This window comes from Streptomyces sp. CBMA291 (genome assembly GCF_014596525.1).
GTDB lineage: Bacteria > Actinomycetota > Actinomycetes > Streptomycetales > Streptomycetaceae > Streptomyces.
Genome location: NZ_MSJP01000008.1, coordinates 129,205 through 153,507, shown reverse-complemented (window position 1 = coordinate 153,507; position 24,303 = coordinate 129,205). Strand labels below are relative to the sequence as shown.

At 72.5% G+C, this 24,303-nt stretch carries 19 protein-coding genes; 10 read left to right on the top strand and 9 right to left on the bottom strand.

What is annotated here, in order from left to right:
- Position 1: 1 nt before the first annotated feature.
- The 4 genes from BU197_RS30145 to BU197_RS02015 all read right to left on the bottom strand — a co-directional run bounded on the left by BU197_RS30145 (position 2) and on the right by BU197_RS02015 (position 3,252).
- On the bottom strand, positions 2-223 hold the full coding sequence (locus tag BU197_RS30145) for a VanZ family protein (RefSeq protein WP_317452075.1): 222 nt from the start codon (positions 221-223) through the stop codon (positions 2-4).
- A 691-nt stretch (positions 224-914) separates the two neighbouring features.
- The gene (locus BU197_RS02025) at positions 915-1,529 is read right to left on the bottom strand and encodes a VanZ family protein (protein ID WP_188266398.1); all 615 of its coding nucleotides are present in this window, start codon (positions 1,527-1,529) and stop codon (positions 915-917) included.
- 65 nt (positions 1,530-1,594) lie between these two features.
- Positions 1,595-1,987 (bottom strand): hypothetical protein, encoded by a 393-nt coding sequence (locus BU197_RS02020; protein WP_188266397.1) that lies wholly within the window; start codon positions 1,985-1,987, stop codon positions 1,595-1,597.
- 161 nt (positions 1,988-2,148) lie between these two features.
- On the bottom strand, positions 2,149-3,252 hold the full coding sequence (locus tag BU197_RS02015; protein WP_188266396.1) for a citrate synthase 2: 1,104 nt from the start codon (positions 3,250-3,252) through the stop codon (positions 2,149-2,151).
- A 405-nt stretch (positions 3,253-3,657) separates the two neighbouring features.
- Between BU197_RS02015 and pdxH the strand changes: the two genes are divergently transcribed.
- The 3 genes from pdxH (at position 3,658) to BU197_RS02000 (ending at position 6,355) form a co-directional block, all read left to right on the top strand.
- The gene (gene pdxH, locus BU197_RS02010; RefSeq protein ID WP_188266483.1) at positions 3,658-4,296 is read left to right on the top strand and encodes a pyridoxamine 5'-phosphate oxidase; all 639 of its coding nucleotides are present in this window, start codon (positions 3,658-3,660) and stop codon (positions 4,294-4,296) included.
- Positions 4,297-4,514: 218 nt separating this feature from the next.
- Complete coding sequence (locus BU197_RS02005) at positions 4,515-5,855, top strand: PAS domain-containing protein (protein WP_188266395.1); 1,341 nt, start codon at positions 4,515-4,517, stop codon at positions 5,853-5,855.
- 200 nt (positions 5,856-6,055) lie between these two features.
- The gene (locus tag BU197_RS02000; protein WP_188266394.1) at positions 6,056-6,355 is read left to right on the top strand and encodes a DUF6342 family protein; all 300 of its coding nucleotides are present in this window, start codon (positions 6,056-6,058) and stop codon (positions 6,353-6,355) included.
- A 125-nt stretch (positions 6,356-6,480) separates the two neighbouring features.
- Here BU197_RS02000 and BU197_RS01995 read toward each other — a convergent pair whose 3' ends face one another.
- Positions 6,481-7,236 carry an SIS domain-containing protein gene (locus BU197_RS01995; RefSeq protein WP_188266482.1) on the bottom strand — a complete coding sequence of 252 codons (756 nt, stop codon included), beginning with the start codon at positions 7,234-7,236 and terminating at the stop codon, positions 6,481-6,483.
- A 194-nt stretch (positions 7,237-7,430) separates the two neighbouring features.
- Between BU197_RS01995 and BU197_RS01990 the strand changes: the two genes are divergently transcribed.
- The 5 genes from BU197_RS01990 to BU197_RS01970 all read left to right on the top strand — a co-directional run bounded on the left by BU197_RS01990 (position 7,431) and on the right by BU197_RS01970 (position 15,711).
- Positions 7,431-8,120, top strand: a complete 690-nt coding sequence (locus BU197_RS01990) for a metal-dependent transcriptional regulator (RefSeq protein ID WP_188266393.1) — start codon at positions 7,431-7,433, stop codon at positions 8,118-8,120.
- A gap of 1,078 nt (positions 8,121-9,198) precedes the next feature.
- Entirely contained in the window at positions 9,199-10,062 is an 864-nt protein-coding gene (locus tag BU197_RS01985) for an alpha/beta fold hydrolase (protein WP_188266392.1), read from the top strand.
- Between the two features lie 433 nt (positions 10,063-10,495).
- Positions 10,496-11,080, top strand: coding sequence for a DUF6232 family protein (locus BU197_RS01980; protein ID WP_188266391.1), 585 nt, complete (start codon positions 10,496-10,498; stop codon positions 11,078-11,080).
- The gene (locus tag BU197_RS01975) at positions 11,077-11,415 is read left to right on the top strand and encodes a hypothetical protein (RefSeq protein WP_188266390.1); all 339 of its coding nucleotides are present in this window, start codon (positions 11,077-11,079) and stop codon (positions 11,413-11,415) included. The genes BU197_RS01980 and BU197_RS01975 overlap by 4 nt, the downstream gene beginning before the upstream one ends.
- Positions 11,416-11,622: 207 nt before the next feature.
- A complete protein-coding gene (locus BU197_RS01970) occupies positions 11,623-15,711 on the top strand; it encodes a DUF11 domain-containing protein (protein ID WP_188266389.1) in 4,089 nt (1,362 codons plus the stop codon).
- 85 nt (positions 15,712-15,796) lie between these two features.
- On the opposite strand, the gene BU197_RS01965 is transcribed toward BU197_RS01970, so the two are convergent.
- The 3 genes from BU197_RS01965 to BU197_RS01955 form a co-directional block, all read right to left on the bottom strand.
- On the bottom strand, positions 15,797-17,434 hold the full coding sequence (locus BU197_RS01965; protein WP_188266388.1) for a transporter: 1,638 nt from the start codon (positions 17,432-17,434) through the stop codon (positions 15,797-15,799).
- Positions 17,431-18,273 carry an ABC transporter ATP-binding protein gene (locus BU197_RS01960; protein WP_188266387.1) on the bottom strand — a complete coding sequence of 281 codons (843 nt, stop codon included), beginning with the start codon at positions 18,271-18,273 and terminating at the stop codon, positions 17,431-17,433. The genes BU197_RS01965 and BU197_RS01960 overlap by 4 nt, the downstream gene beginning before the upstream one ends.
- A gap of 74 nt (positions 18,274-18,347) precedes the next feature.
- A complete protein-coding gene (locus BU197_RS01955; RefSeq protein ID WP_188266481.1) occupies positions 18,348-19,022 on the bottom strand; it encodes a bifunctional DNA primase/polymerase in 675 nt (224 codons plus the stop codon).
- Positions 19,023-19,298: 276 nt separating this feature from the next.
- On the opposite strand from BU197_RS01955, the gene BU197_RS01950 reads away from it, so the two are divergent.
- Together BU197_RS01950 and BU197_RS01945 are read left to right on the top strand one after the other, a co-directional pair.
- Positions 19,299-20,681, top strand: a complete 1,383-nt coding sequence (locus tag BU197_RS01950; RefSeq protein ID WP_188266386.1) for a transcriptional regulator — start codon at positions 19,299-19,301, stop codon at positions 20,679-20,681.
- Positions 20,682-21,131: 450 nt separating this feature from the next.
- Positions 21,132-22,622, top strand: a complete 1,491-nt coding sequence (locus BU197_RS01945; protein WP_188266385.1) for a hypothetical protein — start codon at positions 21,132-21,134, stop codon at positions 22,620-22,622.
- A gap of 327 nt (positions 22,623-22,949) precedes the next feature.
- On the opposite strand, the gene BU197_RS01940 is transcribed toward BU197_RS01945, so the two are convergent.
- Positions 22,950-24,221, bottom strand: a complete 1,272-nt coding sequence (locus tag BU197_RS01940; protein ID WP_223182800.1) for an ABC transporter substrate-binding protein — start codon at positions 24,219-24,221, stop codon at positions 22,950-22,952.
- Between the last annotated feature and the right edge of the window lie 82 nt (positions 24,222-24,303).

The following is a 24,303-nucleotide window of genomic DNA, read 5'->3' as shown; positions in this document are numbered from 1 at the left end:
GTCAGGGCAGCGTCCGATGGGCGAACGGGCAACCCGGGCCAGGGTCTTCGAGGGCGCTGGGGGCGACGGGCAGCCGTCGGCTCCAGCGGCGGACCAGAAGCGCGCCCAGCGCGGCGCCGGCCGTATTGAGCAGGACGTCGTCGACGGACGAGACCCGGCCCAGGCGCAGCGCGTACTGGGACGCCTCGACGGCGAGGGAGACCACCGAGGCGGTCAGGGCCACCTTGAGCGTGCGGCGGGGGGGCGGGCCACAGGAACGCGAGGCCCGCCCCGAACGGTACGAGGAGAAGCATGTTTCCGATGAAATTGAAGAAGGTCACATCGGAGAGGGCGATCTCGGCCCGGGAGAAGGCGTCCCGGAATTCACGGAAGGGGACGAGGGAGACACTGCTGCCCGCCCCGGCACCGCGAAAGAGCGTGACGAGCAGGAACGGGACCAAGGAGAGGACCGCCAGGGCCCCGAAGACCGCTCCGGCCCGCCACGGGGCGAGCGCCGCCCCCGCCCTGACAACCCTCCGCACCTGCCAGGCCCCCACCAGGGCAAGGCCCGAGAACCAGCAGAAGAACAGCATGACCTCGCCCCCGTGCACCCCCAACGCGGCCTCCCCGAAAGCGATCCCCGGATCGTAGCCGGACGGGGCTGGGTGCTGCGCGGGCCGGGCGTTGCCCCGGGGCCGGGCATTGCGCGGGGTGAAGCCGGTCCGGGCTGTTCTCGCTCACCCTCCTGCCCCGCCTCGAACCTGGCTCGCCTCGAACCCTGGCCCGCCCGCCCGCTACTGCCTGAGGAACACCACCAGCGCCCGCCACACGCCGGAGGAGCGCACCGCGTTCGTGGGTGTGACCACGAGCGTCTGACCAGTACGGCCACGGCGTCATGCGCCCGCTCCCCCCCCCCGGCAGGTGGGCGGGCGCTGTCATGCCGACGGGAAGGAACGCCGGTGAGAGGCTGCCCGTTTCCGGGAGCGGCGCCTGCCCCGGCCGACCTGCGCGAGCCGCTCTCCGAGGAGGCACAGAAGGGCGCCCAGGGCGGTTCCAGCCGAGTTGACGATCACATCGTCGATGTCCACGACCCGTCCGGCGGCCATCACCCACTGCGTTGCCTCGATCGACAGGCTGAGCAGCAGGCCCATCACCACAGGTCCCCACGAACCGTACTTGGGGAAAGCGAAGCGGAAAGCGACCGCGAGGGGAACGAACATCAGAAGGTTGGCGATCTGCTGACGCAGATACATCGACCTTTCGAGTCCTTCCATGGCGGAATAATCGAAAAGGATTCCCTGTCCGGGAATCATCCACACATGGTAATCGCTCGACCCGATCGGTTGTTGTGGCGTCAGTGTCGCCACGAGCGTCAGAAAGAGGAGGGCGGCGAATGACGCGCGGGCTCCACCTGTATTTACTCGCTCGCTCCTGAACGCCAGGAAACAGAGGAGGAGCATGGCGAGGAGGATCAATGCCGTGGAGTACGGGTTGATGTACAGAATGACGTGCCACATGGATGCCACCAGCACAGGGATCGTCGACTTCAAGCATCGCCCGATACGGCGATCGGCCGACCCGTTCGGGCCGGCCGCACTTTACACCGCCTCGACGGCTAGTAGCAGAGCCACTTGGTGATGTACGTGGTGTTGCCCGACTTCATCGCGCCACGAACGCACCAGCCGGAGTCGGTGGTGTAGTAGCGGGAAGCGCTGCCAACCGTACCGACCTTGATGGTCCGCGAGGCAATCCAGTCGGTCGGGTGAACGGTCCCGTCCGGGTTCTTGAACTGCGCACCCAAAGTGACGGTGATGCTGCCTTCGCCGGAGTGCCGGTAGTAGCTGGTCTCGAAGTCTCCCGAGGCGCGCGCGGGCTTATTCACGCAGAGTTGGCCGTTACTGAGGTCGCCGCAGCCAGTAGGAGTTGCCAGGGCGGCAGGCGCCGCCACGACTCCGATGCCAAGAATGGCGATGAAGCTCACGACGAGTGAAATGATTCGGCGCTGCATAGTTCTCCCTCGGCTGAAGGATGGCTAGTTCATCACCTGCGGTGAAGCCGGTCCGGTCGGTTCGGGGGCGTGTGTCGTGGTGGGACGCGAAGACCCCCGGTGTGGTGGGGGACCGGACACCGCCACCGCCCCGGAGGTCTTCGCCGTACTGCCTCGTACTCCTACGCGCCCGCGATCTCCCCGTATCCCTCGATCTCGCTCGGGTTCCGCTGACCCGGGCCCGTGTAGCGGGCCGACGGGCGGACCAGGCGGCCCGTGCGCTTCTGCTCCAGGATGTGGGCCGACCAGCCCGCCGTACGGGCGCAGGTGAACATCGAGGTGAACATGTGCGCCGGGACCTCCGCGAAGTCGAGGACGATCGCCGCCCAGAACTCCACGTTCGTCGCCAGGACCCGGTCCGGGCGCCGGTTGTGCAGCTCTTCGAGGGCCGCCTTCTCCAGCGCCTCCGCCACCTCGAAGCGCGGCGCCGCCAGCTCGCGGGCGGTGCGGCGCAGGACGCGGGCGCGGGGGTCCTCGGCGCGGTAGACGCGGTGGCCGAAGCCCATCAGGCGCTCGCCCTTGTCCAGCGCCTGCTTCACGTACGCCTTCGCGTCCCCGGTGCGCTCGATCTCCTCGATCATGCCGAGGACGCGGGAGGGCGCGCCGCCGTGCAGCGGGCCGGACATCGCGCCGACCGCGCCGGAGAGCGAGGCGGCCACGTCCGCGCCGGTCGAGGCGATCACCCGCGCGGTGAACGTCGACGCGTTCATGCCGTGCTCGGCGGCCGAGGTCCAGTACGCGTCGACGGCCTTGACGTGCTTCGGGTCCGGCTCGCCGCGCCAGCGGATCATGAAGCGCTCGACGACCGACTCGGCCTTGTCGATCTCGCTCTGCGGGACCATCGGGAGCCCCTGACCGCGCGCCGACTGGGCGACGTACGAGAGCGCCATCACGGCCGCGCGCGCGAGGTCGTCGCGCGCCTGCTCGGCCGAGATGTCGAGGAGCGGGCGCAGACCCCACACGGGGGCCAGCATCGCGAGCGCGGACTGCACGTCGACCCGGATGTCCCCGGAGTGCACCGGGATCGGGAACGGCTCCGCCGCCGGCAGGCCCGGGTTGAAGGCGCCGTCGACGAGGAGGCCCCAGACGTTGCCGAAGGAGACGCTGCCGACGAGGTCCTCGATGTCGACGCCCCGGTAGCGGAGGGCGCCGCCCTCCTTGTCCGGTTCGGCGATCTCCGTCTCGAACGCGACGACTCCTTCGAGCCCGGGTACGAAGTCGGACATCAGGCGGCTCCTCTAATCGATGATCGATCAAACCGAGTGGTCGATGGTCGGGTTTCGACAGTCGTCCAGGCCCAGAGTCTGTACGGTTCCGACGATGCGGGGAAGCGTGACATCCGGCACACTCCCCCGATCCGGGGAGGAAGGATTGGCCGCGCCTGGTAATGGGCAGAATGAGGTGCTTCCGCAGGGGCCGAGGCCACCACGCACGAGCCCCGGCCGGACCGGACTCCTCGCCGTGCCGGGCCCTTCGGCCGGGTGGGGGCCACCGCCCCGTCGGTGGCCCGTGACCGGCGGGAGCCGCTGTCGCACAATGAGCCCGTGACCGATCACGCGCCCGCACCCGACTCCGTGCCCGACGCCGCGCCCGCGAGCGACGCTCCCGCCGAGGTCCTCGACCCCGCCGACATGCGCGAGCAGTACCGCACCACGGAGCTTTCCGCCGCCGACCTCGCGCCCGAGCCGATGGCGCAGTTCACCCGCTGGTTCAAGGAGACCGCCGAGAACCCGGCGATCCACGAGCCGAACGCGATGATCGTCTCCACCGCCACCCCCGACGGCCGCCCGTCCTCCCGTACGGTCCTCCTCAAGCACTACGACCGGGCCGGATTCGTCTTCTTCACCAACTACGACTCCCGCAAGGGCACCGAACTCACGGCCAACCCGTACGTCTCGCTGCTCTTCCCCTGGCACCCGCTGGCCCGGCAGGTCATCGTCACCGGGCGCGCCGAGCGCGTCGCCCCCGAGGAGACCGCCGCCTACTTCCGCACCCGCCCGCACGGCTCGCAGCTCGGCGCCTGGGCCAGTCGCCAGTCCTCCGTACTCGCCTCCCGCGCGGAACTCCTCGCCCGGTACGCCGATCTGGCCGTCCGTCACCCCGAGGGCACCGAGGTCCCCGTCCCGCCGCACTGGGGCGGCGTCCGGGTCGTCCCGGACGCGGTCGAGTTCTGGCAGGGGCACGAGAACCGCCTCCACGACCGGCTCCGTTACGTCCGCGAAGGCGGCCCGGACGGCGAGACCTGGCGGGTCGAACGCCTCGCGCCTTGAGGGGTCCGGGTCTTGAGGGGGTCGGGGCCTGAGGGGTCCGGGGCCTGGGGGATCCGGGCCTTGCGGGGGTCGGGTCTTGACGCGTCCTTGGCGGCCTCTCGCCGCCCTCCGACGCCACCGCCTCTGCCCGTATTCGTCTCCGCGATGCAACGATTTCCACGAAGGTGATGTGCCCTGCGTCACGTTCCAGTTGAATGGCCGCAGTATGGGGGGTCGGGATGAGTGCATTCACGGGGTCCGCGAGCGACACCGCCTCCGTTCCCGGAGCGGGGGCCGACCTGTTGGCCGCCCTCCTCGACGGAATGGACGCGGCGCTCTGCGCCTTCGCAGCCGACGGCACGGTCACGCACTGGAACCGTGAGGCGGAGCGGATCCTCGGCTGGTCCGCCGCCGAGGCCGTGGGGCGGCACGGCTTCGAGGGGTGGGCCGCCCGCCCCGCCGACGCCGAGGACGTCCTGCGCAGACTGATGGGCGCCATGAACGGCCCCGGGCGCCAGGTCCACGAACTCGCGCTGCTCCGCAAGGACGGCGGCCGGGTCCTGGTCCGCAGCCAGTCGGCCGGGGTGCGCGGCGCGGACGGCGCCCCCGCCGGTGTCTACTGCGCGTTCAGCGAGGTCCACGTCCAGCTCGACCTGGAACGCTCGGTCGCGCTCAGCGAAGCCCTCTTCGACGACGCGCCCTGGGGCGTCGTCCTCGTCGACGCCGATCTGCGCCCCGCCACGGTCAACGGGCACGCGGCCCGTGCCTTCGGCACCGCCCGCACCGCCCTCCTCGGGCGCCCGCTCGGCGATGTGATCGTGCACGGCGCCGAGGAGTTGGAGGGCGCGCTCCAGCACGTCCTCGCCGAGGGCACCCCGCCCACCCCCGCCGAGGTCTGGGTGACGCTGCGGACCGCCGCCGGGGAGCGGCGCAGGTGCTGGCGGAGCGGCTTCGTGCGGCTCGCCTCGCCGATGGCGGAGGAGCCCGTGCCGCTGGGGGTGGCCTGGCTGTTCCAGGACGTCACGGAGGAGCGCCTCGCGATCAGGGAGGCGGACCGGATGCGGTTCCGGTGGAGCCAGCTGCACCGGGCGGGCGCGGCGGCGGCCGAGTGCGAGGACCCGGCGGAGGCGATGGCGGTCCTCCTCGACTTCACCCTGGCCGGGTTCGCCGATCACGCCCTGGTGGACCGGGTCGCCGGTGACCGGCGTCTGACCAGGGCGTTCACCACCCCCGTACCGCCGCCGGGTCCCGCATCCCCGGTGGTCGGCGGCAATATCCCGCTGCGGTACGGGCCCCGGCACCCGGCGCTCCAGGCCTGGGACCGGGTGGGCACGGTCCGGGCCAGCGCGGGCCGGACCGCCGAGGTGTGGGCGGACGCGCACCTGTGGCCGGGGGAGGCGGCGCACGCGATCTGCGTGGCCCTGCGGTCCCGGGGCCGGACGCTCGGCGTCGTCACCTTCCTGCGGTCCTCCTGCCGCCCGGCCTTCGAGCGGGAGGACGTCGTCTTCGCGGAGGCGGTGGCGTCGAGGGTCGCGGCGGTACTCGACCTGCCGCCTGCCGCTGAGACGTCGTCGCCTTAAGACCCGTAACATCCGCATCTGTCGTCACGCTGTGCGCACGTTCGAATTCATATCGCGACGAACATGGATGGGAATCGGCCATCGCTCGGTACTCCACTGCCCCCGCGTGGAGGCGCTGAGTAGGTTCTGTGCACGTTCGGGGGAGGGCGCGCACTTCCCCGGGTCTGGAAGCTCTTTCACCGCAACGGAGGGACAGCACCATGGCCGACATCGATCTCGGACAGGCGAGCGACTGGAACGAGGGCGACAACCACGCCCGCATCTCGCTCACGCCGAGCCGCGTCTACCCGGGCACTGACAAGAAGGACCTGGTCATCGGCTCGCCGGTGAGCATCGAGCTGTCGGTGAACACGAACCACTCCTCCTCGCAGGAGGCGGACAAGGTCTACTTCACGACCTACCACGGTTCGACGAAGAAGCTCATCGCGGTGCTCGACTCCGACGGCAACCTCTCCATAGCGGGCCGGCTGACCGTGGAGCAGAAGGACCTCAAGTACTAGGAGTCCCCTTAAGTACCAGGAGTCCTCCCGTACGAGGTGGACCCCGGGACTCCCGTAAGTACGACGAAGGGGGCGGTGACGGAACTCGTCACCGCCCCCTTCGGGCGTCTCGAAGGCGTCGCCGGTCAGTGCCGGTAGAAGATCCGGTCTCCGTACTCCGTCATCACGCGCCCGTTCCACTCGTGCCCGCCGTCCACGTTCCCGGAGCGAAGCAGCGGCGGCTCGATCCCGCGCCGGACCAGCTCCTCGGCGGCGGCGGCCAGGGTCGCCTGCATGAGCGCGCTGGTCACCACGGTGGACGCGGGCGCGAAAGGCGCCTCGATGCCCTCGTGGGTCAGCTCGGCGTCGCCGATCGCGATCCGCGAGTCCAGGACGATGTCGCAGTGGTCCTTGAGGTACGTGCCCGAGACGTGCCGGGACTTCGTCTCCGTCGCGTACGCCACCGAGGTGACACCGATGACGGTGAGGCCGAGCGCGCGCGCGTTCAGCGCCATCTCCACGGGCAGGGCGTTGCGCCCCGAGAGCGAGATGATGATCAGAACGTCCCCTGCCTTGGCGGGCGAGGAGTCGAGGACCGCACCGGCCAGGCCTTCGACGCGTTCCAGGGCGGAGCCGAGCGTGGCCGGCATGACGTCGACGCCGACGACGCCGGGGACGACGAGCAGGTTCATCAGGGCGAGGCCACCGGCCCGGTAGACGACGTCCTGCGCGGCGAGGGAGGAGTGGCCCGCGCCGAAGGCGAAGAGCCGGTTGCCGTTGGCGACCGCCTCGGCGATCGCGGCGCCCGCGGCGGCGATCTCGGCCGAATCGCCGTCCCGGACCTCCTGGAGCAGCTCGATCGCCGCGTCGAAGAACCGTCCGGCCAGCTTGCTCTCGCCCACGCTGTCGCCCATTCCGCAAGCTCCTTCTCGTCGGCGTCAGGCCGCCGTCTCGTCATGGTCGTGCCCTGGTCGCCGCTCACGGTGCGGTCTGGACCATTGCTCTGTCAATACCGCTCGCACGGGTGCGGCCCGGATGTCGGTGCGATGCGTCAGAATTGGGGCAGGGCCAGCGCACGACTGATCGAGGGGCACGAATGTCCGGACTGATCGACACAACGGAGATGTACCTCCGCACCATCCTCGAACTTGAGGAGGAAGGTGTGGTCCCCATGCGTGCCCGGATCGCCGAGCGGCTCGACCAGAGCGGCCCCACGGTGAGCCAGACGGTGGCCCGGATGGAGCGGGACGGTCTGGTGGCCGTCGCCAGCGACCGGCACCTGGAGCTGACCGACGAGGGCCGCCGCCTCGCCACCCGCGTCATGCGCAAGCACCGCCTCGCGGAGTGTCTGCTCGTCGACGTGATCGGCCTGGAGTGGGAGCAGGTGCACGCGGAAGCCTGCCGCTGGGAGCACGTCATGAGCGAGGCGGTGGAGCGGCGCGTCCTTGAGCTGCTCCGGCACCCGACGGAGTCGCCGTACGGCAACCCGATCCCGGGCCTTGAGGAGCTGGGCGAGAAGGCGGAGGCCGAGGCGTTCCTCGACGACTCCATGGTGTCGCTCGCGGACCTGGACGCCAGCGAGGGCAAGACCGTGATCGTCCGCCGCATCGGCGAGCCGATCCAGACGGACGCCCAGCTGATGTACACGCTGCGGCGCGCGGGCGTGCAGCCCGGCTCGGTGGTCTCGGTGACCGAGTCCGCCGGCGGCGTCCTGGTGGGCAGCAGCGGCGAGGCGGCGGAGCTGGGCGCGGAGGTCGCGGCCCACGTGTTCGTCGCGAAGCGCTGACGGCGCCTCCGGCGGAAGACCGAAGGACCGGAAGACCGAAGGACCGGAAAACGCCCCACCCGGGCGGCCGAGTGGCCGCCGGGGTGGGGCGTTTTCGTGGGAGGGGAGGGGAAGGGGAGGGAGGGGCTGGTCGGCTGTGCGGGGGCTTTCTGCACGGGGCACTTCCGTACGGCGCGCTTCTGTACGGCGCACTTCCTGGACGGGCCCTTCCTGTAGGGGGCCTTCCCGTACAGGGGATTCCCGTACGGGGCGCAGGATGCCCCCACACGCCCTCGCGCGCGCCTGTCCGCCGGGGCGCGGTGGGGCTCTCCCCGCGCGTGATGGCGGATGGGCGCCGTATGCGGCCCGGTTTACGCCGGAATGGCCCCGCCCGCGCGATTCCCGTGCCACGCTGGGGCGAGTGGTGCGAGACCGGGAGGGGTGGGGCCGTGCAGCGAGCACTTGCCGTACGCCCGCCAGGGCCCGCGCCGACGCCCCGGCGGGGCCCGGCGCCCGCCGTGGTGGCGCCCGTACGCCAGGGGGTACGGGACCCGAAACCGGGGACGACGCGCCCGCCGGGCACCTGGAGGACACCGGCTCCGGAGGCCGGGGGCGCATGGCGGCGCACGGCGAGGGAAGCACCCGCCCGGCGGCGCCCGGCGGGGGAAGCACCCGCCCGGCGGCGCCCGGCGGGGGAGGCCCTGCGGCGGCACCTGGCATCGGAAGTGCGGGTCTCGCGGCGGCGTCCGGCGCTGGAAGTGCGGGTCTCGCGGCGGCACCCGGCAGCGGACGTACGGGTCTCGCGACTGCACCCGGCAGTGGGCCGTGTGTGGTGCTCGGCGGCAGAGGGCCCCGGCGCCCTTGGGCGCCGGGGCCTGTCCTCCCCTGAGGTGACCTGGAGCCCCGAGCTCTCAAGGTCGATCCCCTCGGACCGTCTTTTCCCCGAGCGGTCCGCCTCCCGCTCAAGATCTCCCCTCGGCAGCGGTCGCCAACCCCGGGGCCCTGTCACTCATACGAGGGGTGTTCTGTGGCAGGAGCGCATTTTCGAATATGAGTTCGATAGTCTGACGTGGTTCGTGGGAAAGAGGGGGTGCCAGGGATGGCGCGACGACTCGACGTCACCGGAGCCGACGGCGTACGGCTGGCGGCCTGGGACTTCACACCCGGCGGGTCCGCGCGGCCCGGTTCGGGGGTCCTGCTCCTCCACGGACTGATGGGGCACGCCGGGCACTGGGCCCCGGCGGTCGCCCGGCTCGCGGCGGACCCCGGCCCGCACCCCAGGACCATCGCCCTCGACCAGCGCGGCCACGGGCGGAGCGAGAAGTCCGCCACCGCCGCCTTCACCCGTGAGGCGTACGTGGCGGACGCGGCGGCGGCCGTCGAACAGCTCGGGCTCGGCCCGGTGACCCTCATCGGGCACTCCATGGGCGCCCTCACCGCCTGGCAGCTCGCCGCCGAGCGCCCCGACCTGGTCCGCGCCCTCGTCATCTGCGACATGCGGGCCTCGGCCCTGGGCGCGGCCTCGCAGCGCGAGTGGCGGGACTGGTTCCAGGGCTGGCCCACCCCGTTCGAGTCGCTCGACGCGGCCCGCCGCTGGTTCGCGGAGGAGGACCCGTGGGCGGAGCGGCCGAACCCGTCCCGGGGTGCCTTCTTCGCCGAGGTGATGACCGAGCATCCGGACGGCTGGCGCCCGGTCTTCGACCTCGGCCAGATGCTGACCTCCCGGGAGACCTGGGTGCACGACGCCCACTGGGACTCGCTCGCCCAGGTCCGCTGCCCCACCCTGGTCCTGCGCGGTCTCGACGGGCAACTGGGCAGGGCCGAGGCTCAGGAGATGGTCCGGGTGCTGCCCCACGGGGCGTACGCGGAGATCCCCGACGCGGGCCACCTCCTCCACTACGAGCACCCCGACGCCTGGCGCGAAGCCGTCGGCCCCTTCCTGAACGGCGTCCTGACGGGCTGACAGCCACGTACGGCTGACGCCCCCCTCACGTACGGCTGACACCCCCCCACGTACGGCCGCCCCTGCACCTCGGCCGACACCCACACCCCGGCCAACACTCTTCCTGTCCGCCCCCGTCGGCCACCCCGCCCCTGTCGTGCTCACCGTGCTGACACCCGCGCGGCCCGTCATGCGCACCGCCGTGACACCCGCGCGGCGGCCGGTCGTGCCGTCGGGTGCGAAGGCCCGCCCGGTGGCCCGTTCCAGGCCCCGGGCGGCCTGTACTCGCCTTGTGCGCCTGGAGGTTGGGGTCCGTAATGAGTGCCACCGCAACGGCGTCACTCCAGGGGGAAACATGGGAACGCCCGAACCACCGCCGAGACCGGAGGAACCACCGGCACCGGGACGACCGCCGAGACCGGAAGGGCCGCCGCCGCCACCGGGACCGGCGCAAGTGGTCCCGCGGAAGCCGGAACAGGCGCCCGCTTCCGCCGCCCCCCGGCGCCTCCCTCCCCGGGAGAGTCTGGTCATCAGCAAGCGGCTGCTCTGGGTGTACGGAGGTGCCTATCCGCTGGAGAACATCGTCCGCGTCTACACCTTCAAGCTGACACCCCGCCGGGGCGAGGCGATCACGCGGTTCTTCAAGCGGGGCGGTCTCACCCTGCTGGCCCTCGTGCCCCTCTCGTGGTTCCTGAACGAGACGGGGGACTCCTCCGACGTCGACGACATCATGCAACCGGTCCTGGTCGTCCTCTCGTTCCTGCTCATCGGCTTCCTGGGCCAGGCCCTCGCGGTGGTCTTCGCCTCAAGCCCCTACGTCCTCGCCATCGAGACGAACGGGTGGTCCACGGCCCTGGTGACGGGCGACCGCCACCAGCTGGACCAACTGGTGTTCGAGATCGCCGAGGCGATCGACCAGCCGGACGCGGAGCTGCACGCTTCGGTGGCGTCGCTGGCGATCACCAACTTCGGCGACTACCACTTCGGCGACTCGGTGAACATCTACGGCGGCAGCAACCACACGGGAGTGGTGAAATGACGGGCGGGAACCAGCACTTCGGGGACGTGGTCAACATCAACGGCGGCGACGGCCACACCGGCATCGTCCACCACCACCATGCCCCCGGACTCACCCCGGAGCAGGCCGAGGCGCTCGTCGCCGGTCTCGCGCGGGCCCTGCGCGGCGAGGTCCCGGCGGGGTACCGGGACTCCATCGACGAGGCCCTGCCCGCCCTCGCGGAGGGCGCTTCCGTCGCTCCGGCGGTCCGCCGCCGGTCGCTGCGGGCCCTCGAAACCGTCGCCGTCGGCGTCGGGACGATCGGACAGCCCCTCCTGGAGGCGGTCAGGACGGCCCTCGACCTCTTCAAGGGCTGACCGGCACACGAGCACCTCGACCGGCCCGCCCTGACCGGCCCCGCCCTGCCCGCCCCGTCGTGCGGCGGCCCCGGCGCCCGATGGCCCGTTCGACTTAATTGCGAAGAATTTTCGAGGGCCGGTTCGATGTGTCTTCGATGATCCCCGTTCCTCCCGTGCACCGTGGCAGACGCCCGCGCTTCGATGTGCACGAGAGGAACCGTTCGGATGGCGAGACGTCAGGGGGCGTTCGGTCGCGTACCACGACGGCGTGGGCTGCTCCGGCTCTGGGTGGCGCTGCTCGCCCTGGTCGGAGCGGTGCTCGTCGCCTCGGGGGCGCCGGTGGCCGCGCAGGGGGAGTGGGACTGCCCCGGTCCGCCGGGGACCCGCACCGGCTATCTCTTCCGGACCTCGGACAGCGGAGCGCCACCGTACGACATCGTGCGGGTCGACTCCGCGACCGGTGCCCCGACCGTCGTGGGGAGCGTCAACATCCCCCTGGACACCGTCGGCTTCAACACCCTGGACGGCTACTTCTACGGCACGAACGCCTCCGCCATCGTCCGGATCGACAGCTCCGGCCGGACCACCCGGGTCGGCTACACCAGCAGCGGCGGCGACACCAGCGGCGACTTCGACGCCCACGGGCACCTGTGGCTGCTCGGCAGCCTGCCCTCCGTCTGGTCGGAGATCGACCTGGTGCCGGGCTCGCCGACCTACGGACAGGTCCTCGGCAGGGACATGCTCGGCTACCCGGGGAGCCAGTACCGCGCCCTCGGCGACTGGACGTACATGAACGGCCCGTCGGGGACCGGCTTCTACGGGGTCGTGGACCTGACCGGCATCAGTCTCCCGTGGCTGATCTACTTCGACCCCGCCACCAAGACCCGGACCTTCCTCGGCGAGATGACCGGGATGCCCGGCGGGATCGGCAAGGCCGACACCCGCAGCAGCTTCACCGACGGCACCTCCCTGTACGTGCACGCGGCCACCTCCGGCGTGCTCTACCGGGTGGATCTCGCCACCCGGACCGCCACCGCCCTCCCGCAGAGCCCGGGGACGCTCTTCTCCGACGGCGCCCAGTGCGTGGCCGCCTCGGCGAGCACCGTCAACGTCGTCAAGCGGGTCAAGGGCCGCAACACCCCGCTCGACCAGTTCCGGGTGAGCCTGCGCGGCTCCGGCGGCGAGGAGCTGGCCGGGGCGACCACCACCGGCACCGACACCCGGGGCGGGACCCGCGCCGAGACCGGCCCGGTGAGCGTCGCCCCGGCCCACACGTACCAGGTGACCGACCGGCTCGCCGGGAGCGACCTGGCACCGGACCCCAGGCTCTACGACACCTCCGCCGCCTGTGTGAACGACGCGAGCGGCGCCACCGTGCCGCTGACCGGCGGGGCCGGTTCCTGGACGCTCGCCCTGCCCCGGTCCGGTGGCGCCTACACCTGCACGGTCACCAACACCGCGCGCGGCACCGGTGGCCTCGAACTGGTCAAACAGGCAAGCCCGCTCGTCGTCGACAAGCCCGGCCAGGTCGTCACGTACACCCTGACCGTGCACAACACCGGGGAGACCTCGGTGCCCGCGCTCACCCTCACCGACTCCCAGCAGCCCGGTCCCCTCGCCTGCGCACTGCCGGACGGCGGGCTGCTGCCCGCGCACGAGGCCACCTGCGCGACCCTCACCCACACCGTCACCCAGACGGAACTCGGCGGCGGGCCACTCGTCAACAGCGCCCGGGTCGAAGGGAACGACAGCCTCGGCAACCCGGTCGGCGCCGACGACGCGGTCACCGTCGGCACCGTGCAGCCCTCGCCGGAGATCGGTCTCACCAAGTCCGTGAGCCCCGAGACCGTCACCGCCGCCGGGCAGGACGTCACCTACACCTACCGCGTCACCAACACCGGTCTCGCCGGGCTTCACGAGGTGGGCGTCACCGAGCACGGCTTCACCGGCACCGGCGACCTCCCGGCGGCCACCTGCGAGCAGACCACCCTCGCCCCGGGCGCCGCCACGGACTGCACGGTCGTCTACGAGGCGACCCAGGCGGACATCGACGCGGGCGGCATCGACAACGCGGCCACCGCGAAGGCGCGCGACGCCATCGGCGCCTCAGCCGAGTCACCGCAGGCGTCGGCGCACGTCACCGCCGTCCGTGCCCCGGCGATCACGCTCGCCAAGTCCGTCAGCCCGAACGCGGTCGACCACGCCGGAGCCCCGGTCACCTACACCTTCATCCTCACCAACACCGGCAACACCACCGTCACCAACGCGGACATCGTCGACACCGCGTTCACCGGCCACGGACAGCCCGGACCGCTCGTCTGCCCGCCCGGCTCCGACCGCACCCTCGCCCCCGGCGAACACCTCACCTGCACCGTCGCCTACACCGCCGTCCAAGCCGACATCGACCGGAAGCATGTGGACAACACCGCGCATGCCACCGCCTGGCAGAACGGCACCGAAGTCCGCAGCGCCGACGCCAAGACCCACTTCGAGGCCCTCTTCGACGCGCGGCTCAGCCTGACCAAGCAGGCGACGCCGGACGACAGCGCGAGCTTCACCGTCGGCCGCGTGATCACGTACACCTACCAGGTACGCAACACCGGCAACACCAGCATGAGCGGCATCGGCATCACCGAGACCGAGTTCACCGGTCGCGGCACCGTACCCGAGATCACCTGCCCGGAGCAGACGGAACCACTGGCGCCCGGCGAGACCGTGGTCTGCCAGGGCACGTACACCCTCGTCCAGGCCGACATCGAACAAGGCACGGTGTCCAACACCGCGCACGCTACCGGCACCGCCCCCGACGGGCTCGCCGTCCGGTCCGGCGACGCCACCCAGGTCCTCACCGCCCCGGCGCAATCCGCCCTGACACTGACGAAGACGGCGGAGCCCACCGAGATCGACGCCGCCGGGGACACGGTGACGTACCACTTCCACATCACCAACACCGGCGCCACCACCCTCACCGATACGGCGATCGTCGAGATCCACTTCAGCGGCACCGGGGGACGCCCGCTCGTCCACTGCGAGCAGTCCACCCTCGCGCCCGGCGCGTCGACCGAGTGCACCTCGACGTACGAGGTGACTCAGGCGGACATCGACGCGGGCTCCCTCACCAACGACGCCGTCGCCTCGGCGACCAACCCGAGCGGGGTGACGATCTACTCGGACTCCTCCGTCGTCACCGTCACCGCCCGGCCCACGGCCTCCCTCAGCCTCGACAAGACCGCCGACCCGGACGTGGTCACGGGCGAGGGCGACACCGTTCGTTACGCCTACACCGTGCGCAACACCGGCGGGGTCACCCTGCACGGCGTCACCGTCAAGGACACCGCCTTCACCGGCACCGGTACCCCGCCCGCCGTGACCTGCCCCGCAGCGGAGATCGCGCCCGGCAAGGAGACGGAGTGCACGGCCGTCTACGAGGTGACGAAGGCCGACATCGCGGCGGGCGGCATCGTCAACACCGCGATCGCCACCGCCGCCCGCGACGACGACGGAGCCCCGGTCACCTCCCACGAGGCCGAGGCCACCGTCCGGGTCGCCACCTCGTCCCTGAGCCTCGCCAAGTCGGTGGCGCCCGAGACGGCGACGACCGGCGACGAGGTCACGTACACCTATCGGGTGGAGAACACCGGCGAGACCGCCCTGACCGGTCTGACCGTCGACGACACCGCCTTCACCGGCACCGGAACCCGCCCGGTCGCAGACTGCCCGGCGACCACCCTCGACGCGGGCGCCACGGTGACCTGCACGGCCACGTACACCGTCACCGAGGCCGACGCCCAGGCGGGCGAGGTCGTCAACACGGCGACCGCCACCGCCCGGAACGACGCCGGGACCGAGGTCGTCTCCGCGCCCGCCCGCGCCGTCCTCACCACCGGGACGGCCCCCGCCCCGGGCGACTCGCTCGCCCTCGGGAAGACCGCCGAGGTCACCGACACCGACGGCGACGGCCGCAACGACCCCGGCGACATCGTCCACTGGACCCTGACCGTCACCAACACCGGCGACGGCGCCCTCCACGACATCCGGGTCGTCGACCCCGTCGCGGGCCCCGTCACCTGCCCGACCGCCTCCCTCGCCCCCGGCGCGTCCACCATCTGCACCGCCACCCCCCACACCCTCACCGAGGAGGACGCCCGGCGCGGCTACCTCGCCAACATCGCCACCGCCCACGGCACCGGCACCACCGGTCTGAGCGTCACCTCACCCCCCGCCCGCGTCACCGTCCCCGTCACCCCGGGCGACGGCGGACCCGAGGGCGGATACGGAGACGGTCACGGAGACGGGGGGTACGAAGGCCGCTGAGCGGTCCGGAACGGGAAGAGGCGGCGGTGACCGATCCGGTCACCGCCGCCTCTTCACGCATCCGTGCACGCGACCGTGCCAGGCCCTAGCCCTTGCTGACCGCCGCCAGGATCTCCGGCAGGCGCCGCGCCGCACGCGGAGCCGCCACCTTCAGACCCGCCCAGCCGACCAGCACGCCGTACAGCGCGCCCGCCGGAAGCAGCAGCCACAGCAGCCCCTCCAGGTCGGCGACGTGCAGATAGATCAGGAACGCGATGACCGGCGCGCACAGCAGCGCGCTCACCACCATGCCGCCCATGATCGAGATCCAGGCGAGCCCGCCCTGCCCCGGCGCCACGTTCTTGTAACCGCTGTCCTGCGGAATCGAGTACGGGAAGTTCGCCGAGGCCACCGCACCCGACGCCATCATCGCCCCGAGCAGCGCGAGCGCCATGCCGAGCGCGGGCGCCAGCTCCGTCCAGTCGCCGATGACCGCACCCGTCACCACCATCACGAAGACCGTGTACGGCAGGGTGACCGTGAGCAACGCCAGGGCCCGCGCCCGGAGTTCGGCGTACGCGTCGGCCTTCGTGGCGATGGTCTGCGCCACCATCCAGAACGCCGAGGTGTCCTGACCGAACTGGTTGTACATCTGGATGCCGAGCATGAACGAGGCGAAGCACGCGAAGTAGAGCGAGCCCCCGCCCTGGAAGGCGTTGAACAGCGGCAGGATCAGACCGACCGCGAGCGAGGTCACCCACGCCGCCTTCGTCTTCGGATCCCGCCAGATGTACCGCAGGCTGCGCTCCATGACCGCGCCCGTACGCCCCTCGGGAAGCAGCCCGCCGAGCCGCCCCGGACCGGCGGACTTCTCCCGGCCCGCGTCCGACGCGGCACCGATGGTGGAACCGTCCGGCTCCACCATCAGCCGCACCAGGCTCCGCTGCCACCAGTACACGAGCGCCGCGAGCGCCGCAGCCGTGAGCAGCAGCCGGGCCACCGCCACCGCGTACTCGCCCCGGCCCGCCGACTCCACCGCCCCGATCGCGGAGGCCGGCGGCAGCCAGCCGACGACCTCGGCCGCGGGCTCCAGGGACTCCAGGCTCCCGGCCCGGCCCAGCTGCTGGGCGCCGAGGTTCACGAACTGCATGCCGACCGCGATCACCACACCGCTGAGCAGCGCCAGGTCCCGGCCCTTGCGGGAGGTCAGCAGCCGGATGTTCGCGGCGGCCACCGCCCGGGACAGCGCCACACAGGTCAGCGTCACCAGCGGCACCGCGAGCACCGCGAAGACCACCGCCGCCGCGCCCTGGGCGAGGGCGAGGACCGCGCCGACCGCGAGGAACAGGGTGAGGACCGGGCCCACGCCGACGAGCGAGGCCACGAGCAGGGCCCGGACCAGCGGCCGGGGCCGCAGCGGCAGCATCACGAGCCGCGAGGGATCGAGGGTCTCGTCACCGCTGGGGATGAACAGCGGCATCACCGCCCAGGACAGCGCGAGCACCCCGACGAGGAGCACGGCGACCGTGCCGGCGTCGGCGTGGCCCCGCAGCAGGACGAAGCCCAGCACCGTGCCCGCCACGAAGAGCGCGCCGAAGACGATCGTGACGATGTACGCGGCCGTACGCCCGCCGGACTGGCGCAGCCCGTTGCGCAGCAGCGTCAGCTTCAGCCGGACGAAGACCGAGGTGAGCGAGGACCCGGCGGCCGGTGCGGCGGCCGGGGCGGGGGTGGTGACGGTCATCGCTGCGTCCCGCCGCCCAGCCAGTCCAGCGAGGCCCCGGCGTCACTGCCCTGCGCGCCGACCAGTTCGAGGAAGGCGGCCTGGAGCGAGGGCGCGTCGCCCCGCACCTGTTCGAGCGGGCCCTGGGCGCGGATCTGCCCGGCGGCCATCACGGCGACCCAGTCGCAGAGCGACTCGACCAGTTCCATGACGTGGCTGGAGAAGACGACGGTGGCGCCGGAGGAGGTGTACCGCTCCAGGACGCCCCGGATGGTCTGCGCCGAGACCGGGTCGACGCCCTCGAAGGGCTCGTCGAGGAAGAGGACCTCCGGGTTGTGCAGCAGCGCCGCCGCCAGGCCGATCTTCTTCCGCATACCGGTCGAGTAGTCGACGACCAGCTTGTTCTGCGAGCCGGTCAGACCGAGGACGTCGAGGAGCTGCGCGGCCCGCTTGTCGACCTCGGCGCCGGGCAGCCCCCGCAGCCGCCCGCTGTAGGCGAGCAGCTCACGGCCCGAGAGGCGCTCGAAGAGCCGCAGGCCCTCGGGAAGGACGCCGATCCGGGCCTTGACCTGGGCGACGGACTCGGGGTCGGCCCACACGTCGTGCCCGGCGACCAGGATGCGTCCGTGGTCGGGCCGGAGCAGTCCGGTGATCATGGAGAGAGTGGTGGTCTTGCCGGCACCGTTGGGCCCGACGAGACCGATGAACTTGCCTGCGGGCAGGGTCAGGTCGATCCCGTTCACCGCGATCTGCTGGCCGAAACGCTTCCAGAGTCCTTCGACCCGGACGGCGGGCACCGCTCCGCCTTGCCGCGCGGCCCCCGCCGCGCCGAACGTTTCGTCAAATGCCTGGTCAGGCATGGTGCGTCACCCTTTCGGTGGTCCCCGTCACGTATGGGTACCACCCTACGGGTGAAACATCTCACTCTCCTGGATCAAGCCTTCCGGCCCCGCGCGTCCGCCGCTTCCCGGCCACACGCGTAGGCCAGGGCGCTGACCAGCTCTTCCGCTTCGGGCAGCCAGCGGTTGGTGGCGGAGGGGTGCCGCGCCCACTGGACGGCACCGCGCCCGCCGACCCGGGTGGGCGGGGCGGCGACGTAACGGCCCTCGCCGAGGGTGGCGAGGTCGAGCGAGGCGGGGGACCAGCCGAGCGCGCGGATCAGATCGGGGACCTTGGCGGCGGCGCCGGGCAGGACGAAGAAGTACATCCGCCGGTCCGGGGCGCAGGCGGCGGGGCCGAGCGGCAGCTCCATCCGCTCCATCCGGGCGAGCGCCAGGAAACCGGCGGACTCGGAGACCTCGATCGCGTCGAAGGCGCGGCCGGTCGGCAGCAGGATCGAGGCGCCCGGCTGCTTGGTCCACATCCGCCGGGCGCCGACACCGCTGCCGGTCGCCTGGGCCGACCAGTCGGGCCGTACGGGGTGGGCGCCGGGCGCGGGGCAGCGCGGCGCACCGCAGGAGCAGCGCTCTCCGCCGTCGACGGCTTCCAGCCAGGTCCCGGGAACCACGTCCCAGTGCCGCTCCTCCGTGTAGCGCACGGCGCTGTCGAGCAGTTGCTCGCCGCGCTGGACGGGGATGTGCACGGCGGTCTCGGTCTCGTTGACTCCCATGGTCTCTTCCACGCCGTGCACAACTCCCCCCACCTGCCGGGGTTACGGGCGGGGCGCGGGACGGGGCGGGTGCAAGGGCCCCGCACGCGGGGCGCATCGGAGCATGGGCGGGGGCGCGCGGAGGGGCGGGCGGCGGTGCTGGGTACGGAGAGGGAAGGGGGCGTCGGCGCGACCGCCGTCGGCGTGTCCGGTTCGCGTGTTCACTTCGGCATTGACCGGATATCCACCGGGCAGTGATTTCTCCTCGGTGATCTCCTCAGGGCTCAGGGGGTACTCATGGCAGCCAGGCCACTCGTTCCGCGTCAGCTCAACGAACGGCTCCAGGCGCTCATCCAGGAAGCCGGGTGCTCCAACGCCGGCCTCGCCCGCAGGGTGAACATGGTCGGCGCGGAGCGCGGCCTGGACTTGCGGTACGACAAGACGTCGGTGGCGCGCTGGCTGCGCGGCCAGCAGCCGCGCGGCCGGGCGCCCGGTGTCATCGCCGAGGCCATCGGCCGCAAGCTGGGCCGTACGGTCACGATCGACGAGGTCGGCATGGCCAACGGGCGGAACCTCGCGGCGGGCGTGGGGCTCCAGTTCGCGCCGACGGTGCCGGGGGCGATCGAGCAGGTCTGCGAGCTGTGGCGGAGCGACGTGGGGCGGCGGGACTTCCTCTCCGGCTCCTCGGTGGCCGCGTCGGCGCTCGTGGAGCCCAGCAGGGACTGGCTGATCACGGGCCCCGACGCGCATGTGGCGCGGATGGCGGGGGCCAGGGTCGGGGTGGCGGACGTGGCCGCCGTACGGGAGATGACCGACTCGCTCGTCGACCTCGACCGGCGGTTCGGCAGCGGGCACGTGCGGCCGGTGGTGGTCCACTACCTCAACAGCGTGGTGGCGGGGATGCTGTCCGGCTCGTACCGGGAGGCGATCGGGCGCCAGTTGTTCGCGGCGGTCGCCCGGCTCACCGAGCTGGCCGGGTACATGGCGGTGGACACCGGCGAACCGGGGCTCGCGCAGCGGTACTACATCCAGGCGCTGCGGATGGCGCAGGCGGCGGGCGACCGGGGCTACGGCGGCTATGTCCTCGCCGCCTCGATGAGCCATCTCGCCGCGCAGCTCGGCACCCCCCGGGAAATCGCGCAGTTGGCGAGGGCGGCGCAGGAGGGTGCGCGGGGGAAGGTGCCGCCGCGCGCGGAGGCGATGTTCCACGCGGCGGAGGCGCGCGGGCACGCGCTCCTCGGGGACGTCCGCGCCTTCGAGACGGCGGCGGGCCGGGCCGAGGAGGCGCTGGAGCGGGCCGACCCGGCGGCGGGCGACGACCCCTCGTGGATCGCGCACTTCGACGGGGCCTATCTGGCGGACGAACTGGCCCACTGCCACCGGGACCTGGGGCAGGCGGAGGCGGCGGCGCGGGCGGCGGAGCAGTCGATCGCCGGGCACCCGAAGACCCGGGTCCGCCGCCGGGCGATCGGCCTGGCCCTCCTCGCCACGGCCCGCGTCCAGCAGCGCGAGGTCGAACAGGCCTGCCGGACGGGCACGGAGGCCCTCGAACTCCTGGGCACCCTGCGCTCCTCGCGGGGCACGGAGTACCTGGACGACCTGCGCGAACGCCTCGCGCCTTACGCGGGGGAGCCGGTGGTGAGGGAGTTCGGCGCGCGGATGGAGATGTACGCGGCGTAGGAGGGGCCACGGGACGGGGGCCGGGCCCGAGCGGATCGGGGCGGGGTGACGCGGGGTCTGCTTCTGGGGGGCCTGTTCCTGAGCGGAGCGGGCCTGTTCCTCAGTGAGGTGGGCCTGTTCACGAGCGGATCGGGCCGGGCTGGGTTGGGCCGGGTCGGCGTGGGTTCCCGCGCAGGGGGAGTCCGAGCCGGTGCGGAAGGTGCGGGCCGGGTGGTCGGGCCCGGAGCGGGACGGGCTCGGGCGGTTGGGGCGGAGTGGCCCCGGAGTGGGCCGGGCCGGGTGGTTGGGGTGGATCGGGGCAGGTCGGTGGGGGCTCGACCCGATCAGGAGGGCCTGGTTCGAGGGTGGTGGGTGACGTTGGTGTAACCGGGCTCACACGTGTGTGCGGAGCCCGGCGCGTACCCGGTAGCGTGAGCCGACGATTCCGTTGGTCCATCAGTAGGAGTCCCGGTGACGCAGAACGGACAGGGTCCGGAGCCGCAGTACCCGGCGGTGCCCCCGGCGAACAACGCCCACGGGGGAGCACAGTCGTGGGACGGCGCCTGGGGTCCCGCCGCCGGGCAGCAGGGCGGACAGCCACTGCCGCCCGCGCAGCCGCTGCCGCCGGAGGCGGTCCCGGGCGCCGCGGACGCCCAGCCGACCCAGTACCTGCCACCGGTCCCGGCGGAGGGCCCCCCGCCGCCCGGCTACGGCCACCCCGGCCCGTCGGCCGACCCCCGTGCCCCGCAGCCCGGTTACGGATACCCGGCCCCGCAGACCGACCCCCGGAACCCGCAGCCCGGCTACGGATACCCGGGCCCGCAGGCCGCTCCGCAGAGCCCGCCGCCCGGTTACGGCTACCCCGGCCCGCAGGCCGATTTCCAGGCCACCCAGCACATCCCGCCGGTCACCGGCGGCACACCCCCGGCGTACCCGGGCGCGATGCCCCCGGCGCCGCCGCCGGGATACGGCTACCCGCCGCCCGCCGCCGGTGACCTCCAGGCGACCCAGCACATATCCCCGGTCCCGCCGCAGGGCCCCGCGCCCGCCGGCGCCTCCGACGCGACCCAGTACATCGCGCCCGTACCCGCGCGGGAGCCCGGCGAGCGGCAGCCGCCCGCGGAGTTCGACAGCCTCTTCCGTACGGAGACGCCGAGGGCTCCGCAGCCGCCGCGCACCCAGGCGTACCAGCAGCCTCCGGCCCCCGCCCCGTACCAGCAGCAGCACCAGCCTCCTCATCCCCAGCAGCATCACCAGGCCCCGCCGCAGCAGCAGTACGCCTATCAGGACGCGTACTACGACGACGAGCCCGAGCCCCCGCGCCGAAAGTCGCCGGTCGCGCTGATCGCGGTGGTCGTGGCGGGCTGCGCCGTCGTCGGACTCGGCGCGGGCGTGCTGCTCAGCGGCGGCGACGAGAAGACGCCCGAGAAGGGCAGCCAGAACGTGGCGGCCGACTCCGCCGCGCCCACCACCGAGGCGCCGCCCGCCGAGGAGAAGCCCGCCGACCCGGCGGAGCCGCAGGCGCGGGAGCTGAGCAAGCTGCTCGCGGACAGCAGCAGCAGCCGGGACACGGTGATCAGCTCGGTCGAGCTGATCAAGCAGTGCAAGGACCTGGACAAGGCGGCCACCGATCTGCGGGCCGCCGCCGAGCAGCGCCGGAGCCTGGTGACCCGGCTCCAGTCGCTCGGCGTGGACAAGATCCCGGACAGCCCCGCGCTGACCGCCGCCCTCACCAAGGCGTGGCAGGCGTCGGCAGCGGCCGACGACCACTACGCGGCCTGGGCCGACCAGATGAAGTCCAAGAAGGCGTGCAAGGACGGCAAGGCGCACTCGACGAACCGGACGGTCGAGGCGACGGAGAAGAGCGGCGAGGCCACCAACGCCAAGAAGAAGGCGGCCGGGCTGTGGAACCCGACCGCCGACAAGTACGGCCTGGAGAAGCGCACGTACACCCAGCTGTGAGCCGTACGCCCGGCGGCGAGGCCGCGCGGCCCGGCTGTGAGTCCGTGTGCCCGGCCGCTAGCCGTACGCCCGGCGTGAGGCCGTACACCCGGTGGTGGGGACGCCGTGCCCGGCTGTGAGTTCGTATGCCCGGCCGCTAGCCGTACGCCCCGCGTGAGGCCGTACACCCGGTGGTGAGGCCGCGCACCCGGCGGTTAGGTCCGCGCGCCGGGGTGTGAGCCGGACGCAGGGGCGTGAGCCCGGACGTCCGGCTCGGGGGCGTGCGCCGGGTGACGAGGCCGTACTCCCGCGCCGGGCGCATGCGGTCTCACCCCCCGGCGCGGGGGCTCACGGTGCCGTCAGGACCGTCTGGCCGACGTCCACGAAGCCGGGGCGCTGGGCCACGAGACGGCCCTTGCGGACGACCTGGAACGTCACCTTGCGGTTGACGATCCGGGGGAAGCCGGGGGCGCCGAGCAGATCCTGGTACCGCCAGCGCAGGGTCGGGGTGAGGCCCCCGGTGTCGATCCGCTCGCCCCGGTCCAGGGCCTGGGTGATCTGGGTGGCCGTGACGTGGTCGGTGCCGAGGGACTCGACGACCGCCTTGAGGACCGTGTAGGCGATCCAGGTGGTCTGCACGCCCGCGTCGGCCGGGTCGACCCGGTTGTCGGCGAAGGCGTGCTCCTTGATGACCTTCCGCATCGGCTCCCAGGCCCTGTCCTCGGCCTCCGGGTACCAGCCCGTGACGTACGCGCCCTCGAAGGGGCTGTGCGCGCCGCCCGTACGGTCGATGACGGGCTGGCCGACGCTGCCGAGGACCGAGGAGATCCGCACCGCGTCGCGCTTGCCGCCGGAGCCGCGCTCCTCCTCGGGCAGGCGCCGGAAGGAGTCGAAGAAGGTCTGGGTGCGCTCGCCGAGTACGGCGGTGACGCAGCCGTTCTCGCTGCCCGCCTTCTCCCGGGCCCGGCCCGCCTGCTTGGTGTACTCGGCGGCGTCCTCGACGGCCGGGATGTCGACGGCGCCGCGGTGACTGGCCTTGCGCAGACCCGAGTTGAGCAGCTCGGGCATCTTGTCGCCCGCGAGGGTGTCGGGCCTGACCAGGGAGACCGTCCGGCACTCCTGGGCCAGCTGCATGCCGTGCCCGGCGATGAGGGAGGCCTGCCCGCCGTTGACGGGGTAGGAGATCGCGCTGGTGAACTCGTCCTCCGTGATGCCGTAGCCGCCGATGTAGGGGATGCCGGCCGCTTCGAGCGGGGCCATGAAGGCGCGCCCGTTCTGGCTGTACGAGCCGACGACGGCGACGACCTTCTCGTGGACGGCCCGGCGGGCGCAGTCGGCGGCGCCGGAGGGGGTGTTGTGCTCGTTGCAGGTGAGGACGCGCAGCTCGTGCCCGTCGATGCCGCCCTGGGCGTTGACCCAGCGGGCGTAGGCCTGCGCCATGGCGGGCATGCCGGGCATGTTGGTCGCCCGGGTCTGGTCGGGCGCCCAGGTCATCACGGTCACGGGCTCCCGGGAGCCCGCCGTGGTGCCGGGGAGCACGCCGCACCCGGTGAGCAGGGAGGCAGCGGCCGCTGCGGCTGTGACGTACGCGAAGAGTGGGGGAAGTCGCCTACCGGTCATGGACACGCACATTTCCTCCTCCTGGGTAACGCGGGAGTGAGTGCGGTTCAACGGGGGGTGACGCGACGGTGAATTACGGGGG

What these genes read in the sequence shown, in the direction of transcription:
- BU197_RS02020 (WP_188266397.1), bottom strand. Translation starts at nt 1,987, where the DNA reads ATGCAGCGCCGAATCATTTCACTCGTCGTGAGCTTCATCGCCATTCTT.
- BU197_RS02015 (WP_188266396.1), bottom strand. Translation starts at nt 3,252, where the DNA reads ATGTCCGACTTCGTACCCGGGCTCGAAGGAGTCGTCGCGTTCGAGACG.
- pdxH (WP_188266483.1), top strand. Translation starts at nt 3,658, where the DNA reads ATGCGCGAGCAGTACCGCACCACGGAGCTTTCCGCCGCCGACCTCGCG.
- BU197_RS02005 (WP_188266395.1), top strand. Translation starts at nt 4,515, where the DNA reads ATGAGTGCATTCACGGGGTCCGCGAGCGACACCGCCTCCGTTCCCGGA.
- BU197_RS02000 (WP_188266394.1), top strand. Translation starts at nt 6,056, where the DNA reads ATGGCCGACATCGATCTCGGACAGGCGAGCGACTGGAACGAGGGCGAC.
- BU197_RS01990 (WP_188266393.1), top strand. Translation starts at nt 7,431, where the DNA reads ATGTCCGGACTGATCGACACAACGGAGATGTACCTCCGCACCATCCTC.
- BU197_RS01985 (WP_188266392.1), top strand. Translation starts at nt 9,199, where the DNA reads ATGGCGCGACGACTCGACGTCACCGGAGCCGACGGCGTACGGCTGGCG.
- BU197_RS01975 (WP_188266390.1), top strand. Translation starts at nt 11,077, where the DNA reads ATGACGGGCGGGAACCAGCACTTCGGGGACGTGGTCAACATCAACGGC.
- BU197_RS01970 (WP_188266389.1), top strand. Translation starts at nt 11,623, where the DNA reads ATGGCGAGACGTCAGGGGGCGTTCGGTCGCGTACCACGACGGCGTGGG.
- BU197_RS01965 (WP_188266388.1), bottom strand. Translation starts at nt 17,434, where the DNA reads ATGACCGTCACCACCCCCGCCCCGGCCGCCGCACCGGCCGCCGGGTCC.
- BU197_RS01960 (WP_188266387.1), bottom strand. Translation starts at nt 18,273, where the DNA reads ATGCCTGACCAGGCATTTGACGAAACGTTCGGCGCGGCGGGGGCCGCG.
- BU197_RS01955 (WP_188266481.1), bottom strand. Translation starts at nt 19,022, where the DNA reads ATGGGAGTCAACGAGACCGAGACCGCCGTGCACATCCCCGTCCAGCGC.
- BU197_RS01950 (WP_188266386.1), top strand. Translation starts at nt 19,299, where the DNA reads ATGGCAGCCAGGCCACTCGTTCCGCGTCAGCTCAACGAACGGCTCCAG.
- BU197_RS01940 (WP_223182800.1), bottom strand. Translation starts at nt 24,221, where the DNA reads ATGACCGGTAGGCGACTTCCCCCACTCTTCGCGTACGTCACAGCCGCA.